The sequence below is a fragment of the Burkholderia sp. ABCPW 111 genome, assembly GCF_000773065.1.
GTDB lineage: Bacteria > Pseudomonadota > Gammaproteobacteria > Burkholderiales > Burkholderiaceae > Burkholderia > Burkholderia savannae.
In genome coordinates, this window is record NZ_JPWT01000110.1 from 55,241 (window position 1) to 67,746 (window position 12,506).

General features: G+C 68.2%; 11 protein-coding genes and 1 pseudogene. 8 read left to right on the forward strand and 4 right to left on the reverse strand.

Annotated features, from left to right (window positions below; translation table 11 throughout):
- The first annotated feature begins 97 nt into the window (after positions 1–97).
- From hrcA to X946_RS24960, 3 genes are all read left to right on the forward strand, one after another.
- Positions 98–1,120: a heat-inducible transcriptional repressor HrcA gene (hrcA, locus tag X946_RS24950; RefSeq protein ID WP_038753325.1), complete on the forward strand. Its 1,023-nt coding sequence runs from the start codon at positions 98–100 to the stop codon at positions 1,118–1,120.
- A 198-nt stretch (positions 1,121–1,318) separates the two neighbouring features.
- Positions 1,319–2,386, forward strand: coding sequence for a ferrochelatase (hemH, locus tag X946_RS24955; protein WP_038753326.1), 1,068 nt, complete (start codon positions 1,319–1,321; stop codon positions 2,384–2,386).
- Positions 2,387–2,391: 5 nt separating this feature from the next.
- Complete coding sequence (locus tag X946_RS24960) at positions 2,392–2,799, forward strand: RNA-binding S4 domain-containing protein (protein WP_038753327.1); 408 nt, start codon at positions 2,392–2,394, stop codon at positions 2,797–2,799.
- On the opposite strand, the gene X946_RS35785 is transcribed toward X946_RS24960, so the two are convergent.
- Positions 2,771–2,932 carry a hypothetical protein gene (locus X946_RS35785; RefSeq protein ID WP_162836178.1) on the reverse strand — a complete coding sequence of 54 codons (162 nt, stop codon included), beginning with the start codon at positions 2,930–2,932 and terminating at the stop codon, positions 2,771–2,773. The two genes, X946_RS24960 and X946_RS35785, sit on opposite strands and share 29 nt — an antisense overlap.
- Before the next feature lie 366 nt (positions 2,933–3,298).
- Here X946_RS35785 and grpE point away from each other — a divergent pair, with 366 nt between their 5' ends.
- The 5 genes and pseudogenes from grpE (at position 3,299) to X946_RS24985 (ending at position 9,832) form a co-directional block, all read left to right on the forward strand.
- A complete protein-coding gene (gene grpE, locus X946_RS24965; RefSeq protein ID WP_038753328.1) occupies positions 3,299–3,835 on the forward strand; it encodes a nucleotide exchange factor GrpE in 537 nt (178 codons plus the stop codon).
- Between the two features lie 9 nt (positions 3,836–3,844).
- A pseudogene (locus tag X946_RS24970) lies at positions 3,845–4,278 on the forward strand (thioredoxin family protein).
- Between the two features lie 142 nt (positions 4,279–4,420).
- Positions 4,421–6,370, forward strand: a complete 1,950-nt coding sequence (gene dnaK, locus X946_RS24975) for a molecular chaperone DnaK (protein ID WP_038753329.1) — start codon at positions 4,421–4,423, stop codon at positions 6,368–6,370.
- 263 nt (positions 6,371–6,633) lie between these two features.
- Complete coding sequence (dnaJ, locus tag X946_RS24980; RefSeq protein ID WP_038753330.1) at positions 6,634–7,764, forward strand: molecular chaperone DnaJ; 1,131 nt, start codon at positions 6,634–6,636, stop codon at positions 7,762–7,764.
- A 31-nt stretch (positions 7,765–7,795) separates the two neighbouring features.
- On the forward strand, positions 7,796–9,832 hold the full coding sequence (locus X946_RS24985; protein ID WP_038753331.1) for a chorismate-binding protein: 2,037 nt from the start codon (positions 7,796–7,798) through the stop codon (positions 9,830–9,832).
- A gap of 557 nt (positions 9,833–10,389) precedes the next feature.
- Here X946_RS24985 and panB read toward each other — a convergent pair.
- From panB to folK, 3 genes are all read right to left on the reverse strand, one after another.
- Complete coding sequence (gene panB / locus X946_RS24990) at positions 10,390–11,205, reverse strand: 3-methyl-2-oxobutanoate hydroxymethyltransferase (protein ID WP_038753332.1); 816 nt, start codon at positions 11,203–11,205, stop codon at positions 10,390–10,392.
- A 62-nt stretch (positions 11,206–11,267) separates the two neighbouring features.
- Positions 11,268–11,951, reverse strand: coding sequence for a deoxynucleoside kinase (locus X946_RS24995; RefSeq protein WP_038753333.1), 684 nt, complete (start codon positions 11,949–11,951; stop codon positions 11,268–11,270).
- Positions 11,948–12,475, reverse strand: coding sequence for a 2-amino-4-hydroxy-6-hydroxymethyldihydropteridine diphosphokinase (gene folK, locus X946_RS25000; protein ID WP_038753334.1), 528 nt, complete (start codon positions 12,473–12,475; stop codon positions 11,948–11,950). Before folK ends, X946_RS24995 begins: the two co-directional genes overlap by 4 nt.
- Positions 12,476–12,506 lie beyond the last annotated feature (31 nt).

Below are 12,506 nucleotides of genomic sequence, written 5' to 3' on the forward strand. Positions count from 1 at the left end.
GCGGGTGCAAGCGGGTGCAAGCGGGGCAAGCGGGGCAAGCGGGCGGCGCGCACGGGATGCTCGCGGGCGCCGCCCGGTTGCGCTAAAATTTTCCGTCATGCTAGATCCACGCGCACGAACCCTCCTCAAGACCCTGATCGAGCGGTATATCGCCGACGGTCAGCCGGTCGGATCGCGCACGTTGTCTCGTTATTCCGGGCTCGAGCTGAGCCCGGCGACGATCCGCAACGTGATGTCCGACCTGGAGGAGCTCGGCCTCGTGTCGAGCCCTCACACGTCGGCGGGGCGCGTGCCGACGCCGCGCGGCTATCGCCTGTTCGTCGACACGATGCTGACCGTCGAGTCGCCGATCGATGCCGACGCCGTCACGCGGCTCGTGCAGACCACGCTGCAGGCGGGCGAGCCGCAGCAGAAGGTCGTCGCGGCCGCGGCGAGCGTGTTGTCGAACCTGTCGCAGTTCGCGGGCGTCGTGCTGACGCCGCGCCGCAGCCACGTGTTCAAGCAGATCGAATTCCTGCGCCTGTCGGACAAGCGGATACTCCTCATCATCGTGACGCCCGAAGGCGACGTGCAGAACCGCATGATCGCGACGCAGCGCGACTACACGCCCGCGCAGCTCACCGAGGCGTCGAACTACATCAACGCGCACTTCGCCGGCCTGTCGTTCGACGAGGTGCGCCGCCGGCTGCGCGAGGAAATCGACGAGCTGCGCGGCGACATGACGGCGCTGATGCACGCGGCCGTCACGGCGAGCACCGAGGAGGCCGACGACGAGGAAACCGTGCTGATTTCCGGCGAGCGCAACCTGCTCGAAGTGGCGGATCTGTCGTCCGACATGGCGCGGCTGCGCAAGCTGTTCGACGTATTCGACCAGAAGACGAGCCTGCTGCAACTGCTCGACGTGTCGAGCCACGCGCAGGGCGTGCAGATCTTCATCGGCGGCGAATCGACGCTCGTGCCGATCGACGAGATGAGCGTCGTGACGGCGCCGTACGAGGTCAACGGCAAGATCGTCGGCACGCTCGGCGTGATCGGCCCGACGCGGATGGCCTACAACCGCGTGATTCCGATCGTCGACATCACCGCGCGCCTCCTGTCGATGACGCTCAGCCAGCAGTAACCGGTTCCGTCCGCGTTTCATTGCCGTTTCGTCATACTTTTGCGGCATCCGACGCCGTTTTCCCCTCGCTCGAATCCGTCACCGCCATCGTGCCGGCGCGCCGCTCGCCGTGCAATCGGCCGGACGGCCGACTGGTGGCCCCGGGCCGCCCCGCTATAATGAGTGTCGTTCGATTCGGTGCCCAGGCACGCTCTTTCCATGCGTTTTGACCTCGAACCGCCGTCGCACGCGTCGGCCGCCCACCGCGTCGCCGTGCTGCTCGTCAATCTCGGCACGCCCGACGAGCCGACGCCGCGCGCGGTGCGCCGCTATCTCGCGCAATTCCTGTCCGATCCGCGGGTCGTCGAGATCCCGCAGCTCGTCTGGCAGGCTCTCCTGCGCACGCTGATCCTGCCGCTGCGCAGCCGCGCGTCCGCGAAGAAGTACGCGGCCGTCTGGCTGTCCGAAGGCTCGCCGCTGCGCGTGCATACGGAGCGCCAGGTCGAAAGCGTGCGGCCGCTCTTCGCGGCGAACGGCTACCGGGTGATCGTCGAGTACGCGATGCGCTACGGCACGCCGAGCATCGCCGACGTGCTCGCGCAGCTCAAGCGCGCGGGCGCTGAGCGCGTGCTGCTGCTGCCGATGTACCCGCAATATTCGGCGTCGACGACGGCCACCGCGTTTGACGCGGCGTTCGCCGCGCTCGGCCGGATGCGCAACCAGCCCGAGATTCGCACCGTGCGCCACTACGCGGACCATCCGGCCTACATTCACGCGCTTGCCGAGCAGGTTCGCCACTATTGGGCGGTGCACGGCCGGCCCGCGTTCGATTCGGGCGACAAGCTCGTGCTGAGCTTTCACGGCGTGCCGAAGCGCACGCTCGATCTCGGCGATCCGTACCACGACCAATGCCAGCAGACGGCCGCGCTGCTGATGTCCGCGCTCGGCCTGACGACGTTCGAGTGCCGGGTCACGTTCCAGTCGCGCTTCGGCAAGGCCGAGTGGCTGCAGCCCTATACCGCGCCGACGCTCAGGGAGCTGGGCGCGGCGGGCGTGCGCCGCACGGACGTGTTCTGCCCGGGCTTCACCGCCGACTGCCTCGAGACGATCGAGGAAATCGGGATCGAGGGGCGCGGCGAGTTCCTGTACGGCGGCGGCAAGGAGTTTCACCGGATTCCGTGCCTGAATGCGTCGCGCGCATGGATCTCGGCGCTCGGCGAGATCGCCGCCGAAAACCTGCAAGGCTGGCCGGTGCGCGCGGCGCCGGCACCGGAGGCCGTGAGCTGACCGCCATGAATTTCAAGATATCGACCGAACCCGGCGCGCGGCTGCGCATCGACAAGTGGCTCTGGGCCGCGCGCTTTTTCAAGACCCGTTCGCTCGCGGCCGACGCCGTCGAAAAAGGGCGGGTGAGGATCGGCGGCGCGGCCGTCAAGCCGGCGAAGGAGGTGCGCGTCGGCGATCGGGTCGACGTGACGATCGAAGGCGTCGTCTGGGAGGTCGACGTGCTCGGCGTGTGCGACGTGCGCGGGCCCGCGAGCGTCGCGCAGACGCTCTACGCGGAGACGGAAGCGGGGCGGGAGAAGCGTCTCGCGGAACTCGAGCGGCGCCGGCATTTCCGCGAGCCGGCGGCGCAGTTGCACGGGCGGCCGACGAAGCGGGACCGCCGCGTCATCGACAGATTTTCGAATGAGAACTGAATAGCTGATCGAACGTCGCGCGTGCGCTGCCGTATTCGGTCGTCCGTTCGGTGACGGCGCCCGATAGGCAGATGGTCGTCGTGCCGGCGATGAGTACCAGCGCGACTGCCGAGATAGCGAAGGTCAGTTTCACGGTACTCCCCTCGAGAAGACGGGTGAAAGGGCCTCTGGTCCGGTGTCGGGCGACTGTCGGGGTAGGGTATACGTGCTCCGCGACACGCCTGATGGAAGTGTAGTTCAGCGCATTGGTGCGATCCAGCGAACGGTCGGTAAGGGTTGTTACAGGCCGTTTCGGCCCGAATTCGCGACGCGCGGCCGCATCGCACCGCAATGCGGCGCGATGCCTTCGCCGGGGGCGCGATTCTTGCGGAAACTCCTCTTGAATTTGCCGCCCCGGGCCCCATTTGCACCGATATTGTGCGGCGCCGGCCGTTTGCCCGCAAAAGCGCGGAACCGGTTGCCGTTTTGGCTTTAACCTCTAAACCGACTTTCTAGCGATATGGAAAACACGCAAGAGAACCCGACTGACCAAACGACTGAAGAAACCGGTCGCGAGGCGCAGGCCGTGGAAAACGCGGCGTCGGCTGCCGAAGCCGCGCTCGCCGAGGCTCAAGCCAAGATCGCCGAGTTGCAGGAAAGCTTCCTGCGCGCGAAGGCGGAAACCGAAAACGTGCGCCGCCGCGCGCAGGATGACGTCGCGAAGGCGCACAAGTTCGCGATCGAGGGCTTCGCCGAAAACCTGCTGCCCGTGCTCGACAGCCTCGAGGCGGCGCTCGGCGATACGTCCGGCGATCTCGCGAAGGTCCGCGAAGGCGTCGAGCTGACGCTGCGCCAACTGGCGAGTGCGCTCGAGAAGGGCCGTGTCGCGGCGCTCAATCCGGTCGGCGAGAAGTTCGATCCGCATCTGCACCAGGCGATTTCGATGGTGCCGGCCGACCAGGAGCCGAACACGGTCGTCGCCGTGCTGCAAAAGGGGTACACGATCGCCGACCGCGTGCTGCGTCCGGCGCTCGTGACGGTCGCGCAGTCGAAGTAAGCGGCGGCGATGGCGGGCACGGGCGTCGACGCGGCGGCGTTCGCGGCGTTCGACATGCGGGCGCTGGATGCCGCGAATTTCGACGCCGGGCTCGCGAGCGCGGGCGATGCGCTCGCCGCCGTGTCCTTCTGGGGCGCCCCCAAGGGGGCTTGGCTCGCGGCGCCGACTGCTTCAACTGCGAAATCGCGAAGAAGGCGATGCTCGCGAACCCTGACGCGATCCGCGCGCTCGGCCTCGAATGGTTCCATGGCGACGCCTACGAACATCGCGCGCTCGCGCGGCGCTTCGCGCTGCACGGCGTGCCGACCTGGTTGTTCTTTCGGCGCGTCAGGAAGCTCGGCCGGGCGACCAGCCGGCACGGGCTCGCGCAGTTCGAGGCGGCCGTCGCCGCGGCCCGCGCGAAGGCTGACGCCGCGGGCGAAGCCGGGCGTCCCGCCGATTGAAAAAATTTAATGGCCGCATCGTCTTCGGGGTCTTGAAAACGGCGCGGCCGCACTTATTTCGAGTGCAGAGTCGAATTTGGCGCGGCGCGGCGGATGCAACCCGGCGCGACGCAGCGAACGGAATTTCTGGAGATTAGGAAAAATGGGAAAGATCATCGGTATTGACCTCGGCACCACGAACTCGTGCGTCGCCGTGATGGAAGGCAATCAGGTCAAGGTCATCGAGAACTCGGAAGGCGCGCGCACGACGCCGTCGATCATCGCCTACATGGACGACAACGAGGTCCTCGTCGGCGCGCCCGCCAAGCGTCAATCGGTGACGAACCCGAAAAACACGCTCTTCGCGGTCAAGCGCCTGATCGGCCGCCGCTTCGAGGAAAAGGAAGTGCAGAAGGACATCGGCCTGATGCCCTACAAGATCACCAAGGCGGACAACGGCGACGCGTGGGTGGAAGCGCACGACCAGAAGCTCGCGCCGCCGCAGGTATCGGCCGAAGTGCTGCGCAAGATGAAGAAAACCGCTGAGGATTACCTCGGCGAGCCGGTCACGGAAGCCGTGATCACGGTGCCGGCGTACTTCAACGACAGCCAGCGTCAGGCGACGAAGGACGCAGGCCGCATCGCCGGCCTCGAAGTCAAGCGGATCATCAACGAGCCGACGGCCGCGGCGCTCGCGTTCGGCCTCGACAAGGCCGAGAAGGGCGACCGCAAGATCGCGGTGTATGACCTCGGCGGCGGCACGTTCGACGTGTCGATCATCGAGATCGCGGACGTCGACGGCGAAATGCAGTTCGAAGTGCTGTCGACCAACGGCGACACGTTCCTCGGCGGCGAGGACTTCGACCAGCGCATCATCGACTACATCATCGGCGAGTTCAAGAAGGAGCAGGGCGTCGACCTGTCGAAGGACGTGCTCGCGCTGCAGCGCCTGAAGGAAGCCGCCGAAAAGGCGAAGATCGAGCTGTCGTCGGGCCAGCAGACCGAAATCAACCTGCCGTACATCACGGCCGACGCGTCGGGCCCGAAGCACCTGAACCTGAAGGTCACGCGCGCGAAGCTCGAGGCGCTCGTCGAGGAACTGGTCGAGCGCACGATCGAGCCGTGCCGGATCGCGATCAAGGACGCGGGCGTCAAGGTGTCGGACATCGACGACGTGATTCTCGTCGGCGGCCAGACCCGCATGCCGAAGGTCATGGAGAAGGTGAAGGAGTTCTTCGGCAAGGACCCGCGCCGCGACGTGAACCCGGACGAAGCCGTTGCCGTCGGCGCGGCGATCCAGGGCCAGGTGCTGTCGGGTGACCGCAAGGACGTGCTGCTGCTCGACGTGACCCCGCTGTCGCTCGGCATCGAGACGTTGGGCGGCGTGATGACGAAGATGATCAACAAGAACACGACGATCCCGACGAAGCACGCGCAGGTGTATTCGACGGCGGACGACAACCAGGGCGCCGTGACGATCAAGGTGTTCCAGGGCGAGCGCGAGATGGCGGCGGGCAACAAGCTGCTCGGCGAGTTCAACCTCGAGGGCATCCCGCCCGCGCCGCGCGGCGTGCCGCAGATCGAAGTGACCTTCGACATCGACGCGAACGGCATCCTGCACGTCGGTGCGAAGGACAAGGCGACCGGCAAGGAGAACAAGATCACGATCAAGGCGAACTCGGGCCTGTCCGAAGCCGAGATCGAGAAGATGGTGAAGGACGCGGAAGCGAACGCGGCGGAAGACCACAAGCTGCGTGAGCTCGCCGAATCCCGCAACCAGGGCGACGCGCTCGTGCACAGCACGAAGAAGGCGCTCACCGAGTACGGCGACAAGCTGGAGGCGGGCGAGAAGGAGAAGATCGAAGCGGCGCTCAAGGAGCTCGAGGACGTGCTGAAGAGCGCGTCGAGCGACAAGGCGGCGATCGATGCGAAGATCGAAGCGGTCGCGACGGCGTCGCAGAAGCTCGGCGAGAAGATGTACGCCGACATGCAGGCGCAGCAGGCCGGCGCGGCGGGCGCTGCCGGCGCGGCAGCCGAAGGTGCGGCGCAGGGCGGCGCGCAGGCGGCCGACGACGTCGTCGACGCCGACTTCAAGGAAGTGAAGAAGGACTGAAGCCGGGTCGAGGTTCGGCCGCGCCGGGCGCCCACGCGAGGCGCCCGGCGCGGCCTTCCCGGGTCCGTTGCTTCACTGCCGAATTGGCGGATCATACTTGCGCCTGGCGGGCCTCGCGGCTCTCCGGGCACATTTGTTTTATGGCGAGCGCCGCGCCGGCCGGCTTCTGCGGGCCGGCCGGCGCGGCGCTCAACCAGTCGCAAGACTTTACTGGAAGCGAGAGGAGCCGTTGCGCGCGCTTCGCGCGGCGGCATTGAAACGATATGGCGAAACGGGATTACTACGAGGTTCTGGGCGTCGCGAAGAACGCGAGCGACGACGAAATCAAGAAGGCATATCGCAAGCTCGCGATGAAGTACCACCCCGACCGCAATCCGGACAGCAAGGACGCGGAAGAGCATTTCAAGGAAGCGAAGGAAGCCTATGAAATGCTGTCGGACGGCCAGAAGCGGGCGGCGTACGACCAGTACGGCCACGCGGGCGTCGACCCGAACGTGGGGGCGGCCGGCGCGCAAGGCTTCGGCGGTTTCGCCGATGCGTTCGGCGACATCTTCGGCGACATCTTCGGCCAGGCGGCGGGCGGCGGCCGCGCGCGCGGCGGCCCGCAGGTGTATCGCGGCGCGGACCTGCGCTACAGCATGGAAATCACGCTCGAGCAGGCGGCGCACGGCTACGACACGCAGATCCGCGTGCCGAGCTGGGCGTCGTGCGGCGTTTGCCACGGCTCGGGCGCGAAGCCGGGCACGAAGCCGGAAACCTGCCCGACCTGTCACGGCCAGGGCACGGTGCGGATGTCGCAGGGCTTCTTCAGCATCCAGCAGACCTGTCCGAAGTGCCACGGCACCGGCACCTACATCCCGGAGCCATGCGTGCATTGCCACGGCTCGGGCAAGGTGAAGGAAACCAAGACGCTCGAGGTGAAGATTCCGGCGGGCATCGACGACGGCATGCGTATCCGCTCGGCGGGCAACGGCGAGCCGGGCATCAACGGCGGGCCGTCCGGCGATCTGTACGTCGAGATCCACATCAAGCCGCACTCGGTGTTCGAGCGAGACGGCGACGATCTGCACTGCCAGATGCCGATTCCGTTCACGACGGCGGCGCTGGGCGGCGAGATCGAAGTGCCGACGCTCGCCGGCCGCGCGTCGTTTACGGTGCCGGAAGGCACGCAGTCGGGCAAGACGTTCCGTCTGCGCGGCAAGGGCATCAAGGGGCTGCGCTCCAGCATCGCGGGCGATCTGTACGTGCACGTGCAGGTCGAGACGCCCGTGAAGCTCACCGAGCAGCAGCGCGATTTGCTCAAGCAGTTCGAGAAGTCGCTCGCGGAAGGCGGCCCGCGTCATAGCCCGCAGAGCAAGAGCTGGTTCGACCGGGTGAAGAGCTTCTTCGAGTGACGGACGGCACGCAGCACGCAGGTGATGCAGGATGACTGACGAAGCGGGCGCGGTGTTCGCGCTCTTCGACGATTGCGACTCGACCGCGGCAGCGCGGTCGAGTCGTTTGTATTTGGGGTTCTCGCACGAGCGCGTCTGCGCCGATCCGGCCGAGCTCGACGCGGTGTGCGCGGCCGTCGCCGACGATGCGCGGCGCGGGCTGCACGCGGCCGTGCTCGGCGATTACGAATTCGGGCGCGACCTGCAGCTCGGAACGCGCGGCGGCGGCGCGCTGCGTTTTCTGCTGTTTTCCGAATGCGCGAAGCTGTCGCGCGACGAAGTCGACGCGTGGCTCGCTGCGCGCGACGGCGGCTTGGCCGAGCCGTCGGCGGCGGGCGTCGCGCACGTGACGAAGAGCGTCGCGCGCGACGCGTTCGACGCGGCGATCGCCGCCGTGCACGACGCGCTGCGCGCGGGCGACTCGTATCAGATCAACTACACGTACCGGCTGCGCTTCGAGGCGTTCGGCGCGCCGCTCGCACTGTATCGCCGCCTGCGCGCGCGCCAGCCGGTGCGCTACGGCGCGCTCGTCGCGCTGCCGGGCGGTGCGTGGGTCGTGTCGTGCTCGCCGGAGCTGTTCGTCGAGAAGTCGGGCGCGCTCCTGCGCGCGCGGCCGATGAAGGGCACCGCGCCGCGCTCGGACGATCCGCGCGAGGATGCGGCAGCGGCCGTGTTTCTCGCGAACGACGCGAAAAACCGCGCCGAGAACGTCATGATCGTCGATCTGCTGCGCAACGATCTCGCGCGGATCGCGCGCACGGGATCGGTGACGGTGCCGGCGCTCTTTTCGGTCGAGCCGTATGCATCGGTGTGGCAGATGACGTCGACGGTCGAAGCCGGCATCGTCGGCGGCGCGACGTTCGCCGACGTGCTGCGCGCGCTTTTCCCGTGCGGCTCGATCACGGGGGCGCCGAAGCACAAGACGATGCAACTGATCGACGCGATCGAGACGACGCCGCGCGGGCTCTATACGGGCGCGATCGGTTGGCTCGATGCGCCGCCGGACGACGGCGGGCGCGAAATTGCCGGAAAGGGCGGTGCGGCCGACGTTCCTTCGGCGCGCGCGCCGAAGGATGGCGGCCACGGATCGACGCATAACGAACCGCGTGCGGAAACCGCCGCGAAAAACCGAGAGGCGCATGCGTCGAGCGAACCCCGCTCGTGCGCCGCGACGCATGCGTGCGGCGACTTCTGCCTGTCGGTCGCGATCCGCACGCTGACGCTCGCCGCGCCGGCGGCCGACGGCGCGCGGTGCGGCACGATGGGCGTCGGCGCGGGCATCGTGCTCGACAGCGTCGCCGCCGACGAATATGCGGAGTGCGAATTGAAAGCGCGATTCCTGACCGATGCCGATCCCGGCCTTCAGCTGTTCGAGACGATGCACGCGACGCGCGAGGCCGGCGTGCGCCATCTCGAGCGCCATCTCGCGCGGCTGCGTTCGAGCGCCGACGCGCTCGGCTTCGTGTTCGACGAAGCGCAGGCGAAGCGGCGCATCGACGCGCGCTGTGCGCAGCTCGCCGATGGCGAGCACCGCGTTCGCGTCGCGCTCGCGAAGGACGGCGCGCTCGATGTCGCGGCCGCGCCGCTTGCGCCGCTCGCGGGCGACGCGGTCGACGTGCTGCTCGCCCCCGAGCACGGCTTCGCGCCGATGCGCTCGGGCGACCTGTTGCTCGCGCACAAGACGACGCGCCGCGCCGATTACGATCGCGCGTGGAAGGACGCCGAGACGTACGGCGCGTTCGACATGCTGTTCTTCAACGAGCGCGGCGAGCTGACGGAAGGCGGGCGGGCGAACGTGTTCGTGAAGCTGGACGGGCGCTGGCTCACGCCGCCGCTGGCGTCGGGCGTGCTGCCGGGCGTGATGCGCGGCGTGCTGCTCGACGATCCGGCGCTGCAGGCGTCCGAGTGCGTGCTCACGCTCGACGACGTGCTGCGCGCCGACGCGCTGATGCTGACGAACGCGCTGCGCGGCGCGGTGCCTGCGCGGCTCGTGCGAGGCGGCGAGACGGCGGCGGAACGGGGGCGATAGGCGCGCCGGCGGCGGCCGGACACGCGCTCGTTTTGTGGCCCGGCCCGCGACGACTGCAGTCGGCACGGTCTGGACGGGCGGCGTTGTCGCGGCGACGGGCATGCTCCCGAGCGAGGGCGGCCGCGTCGACGTGCGCCGCAGGCCGCGGTTGCCGGTTCGCGGTTGCGGCCTGCGGGTTGCATGATGTGGCGATCGCGCGAGCGCGGCGACGGTGGCGGCGTGCGCGCAACATCGATATCGCATCAGGAGCGGCATACGCGTGGAGCGCCCGATCAGCCGCGGTCGGGCGGCGGTCGACGGGCCGCGCGGAGCGCCGCATTGTTTCGACAGGGCGGCTCGCACCGGCGCGAGCTCCGAGGCGCGACGCCGTTCGGGCGCGCGCGCCACGAATGCATCGGCTCGTGCACCCGCCCGCTCTCGCATTGCGCCGCGACCAATAAAAAAGCGGCATCCGCCTGCGTCAGATGCCGCACTTTTTTGACGGTGCGGCGCCCGAACCTCGCTTGCGCCGCGTAAGCGAAGCGCCGCCGTGCGAAACGATTCGGACGGCCGCGCCGTCAGAACGAATGCTCGGGCCCGGGGAAACCGCCGTCCTTCACCGCGCGCACGTAAGCCTCCACCGCCGCGAAGATGCCCGGCTGCCCGTGCATGAAATCCTTGACGAAGCGCGGCCGCTTGCCCGGGAAGATGCCGAGCATGTCGTGCAGCACGAGCACCTGGCCCGAGCACTCGACGCCCGCGCCGATGCCGATCGTCGGAATCGACAGCTCGCGCGTGACTTCGGCCGCGACGAGCGTCGGCACCGCTTCGAGCACGACGAGTTGCGCGCCCGCTTCCTCGACCGCGCGGGCGTCGCGCAGCAACTGCGCGGCGCCCGCTTCCGTCTTGCCCTGCACCTTGAAGCCGCCGAACGCGTGAACCGACTGCGGCGTGAGCCCGACGTGCGCGCACACGGGCACCGACCGCTCGACGAGGAAGCGCACCGTGTCGCCGAGCCATTCGCCGCCTTCGAGCTTGACCATCTGCGCGCCCGCGCGCATCAGCTTCACCGCGCTCGCGAACGCGTCGGCGGGCGTGCCGTACGAGCCGAACGGCAGGTCCGCGACGACGAGCGCGCGCGGCTGCACGCGCGCGACGCAGGCGGTGTGATACGCGATGTCGTCGAGCGTGACGGGCAGCGTCGTCGTCTGGCCTTGCAGCACGTTGCCGAGCGAATCGCCGATCAGCAGCACGTCGACGTTCGCGCGGTCGAGGAGGGCGGCGAAGCTCGCGTCGTAGCAGGTCAGCATCGCGATCTTCTCGCCGGCTTCACGCATCGCCTGCAGCTTGGGTACCGTCACGGCCGGTCGGCTGGATTCCTGGAGGTAGGTCATGGGAGGTCCGATTCGATGGTGAAAGAAAGGGCGGCGTCGCGACGGGCGACCGCGCGCGTGCGTCAGCGCGCGCTGCCGCCCTTGACGAAGAATTCCTTGCGGCCGCGCATCGACGCGATGCGGTCGACGAGCAGCGCAAGGTCGTCGGGGGAGTCGAGCGGATTCAGGTGCTCGGCCGCGACCGTCAGTACGGGCGTACGGTCGTAGTGATAGAAGAATTCGTTGTATGCGTCGCAGAGCGAGCGCAGATAGGCATCGCCGATCTGCAGCTCCATCGGCTCGCCGCGCTTCTGGATTCGCGCAAACAGCACTTCGGGGCTCGCCTGCAGATAGACGACGAGGTCGGGGGCGGGCGCCGGCGTGTCGAGGTGCGCGGCGAGCGACCGGTACAGCTGCCATTCGTCGTCGGGCAGCGTGAGCCGCGCGAAGATTTCGTTCTTCTGCGGCATGAAATCCGCAACGATCGGCGTGTTCGATTCGTATGTCGCAGCAATCTCGCGCGCCTGGCGCTCGCGCTGCAGCGCGAACGCGAGCTGCGTCGGCAGCGCGTAGCGCGCGGTGTCGCGATAGAAGCGTTCGAGAAACGGGTTGTCCTGCGGGCGTTCGAGGAGCGCGCGCATCGACCAGCGTTCGGCGAGCAGCGTCGCGAGCGTCGTCTTGCCGACGCCGATCGGCCCTTCGATCGCGAGGTAGCGGCACGGCGGCCGCCAGTCGGGGGCAGTGACGGTGAGCGGTGTCGAGTTCATCGGCAGCGGTTTTTTTCGGCGGCGGCCCGCATGGCCAGGCACTGGCAGGTCTGGACCTTCTCGATGCGCTGGTGCGCGACGTCCGCGAGGAATTCGTCGGCGCGGCCGCGCGCGGGAATCGCGAGCGCCGGATCGATCTCGACGAGCGGCACGAGCGCGAACGCGCGTTCGGTCAGGCGCGGATGCGGGACGACGAGGTCGGGTTCGGCGATCGTCAGTTCGCCGTAGAGCAGGATGTCGATGTCGAGCGTGCGCGGCGCGTTCCGGTACGGACGCTCGCGGCCGAAGTGGTGCTCGATCTTCTGGCAAAGCGCGAGGAGCGCACGCGCGGCGAGCGTCGTGTCGATCTTCACGACGCAGTTGTAGTAATCGCCGCCGTCCGCGTCGACGGGCGCCGTCCGGTACAGGCTCGACTTGCCGAGCACCGTGATGGTGTGCTGCTGGGCGAGGCAGACCACTGCGTCCTTCAAGGCCTGGCGCGCGTCGCCGAGATTGGCCCCCAGCCCGAGATAAGCAACCGTCATGGCTTTCCTTCCTACGTCGTTCGACGGCGCA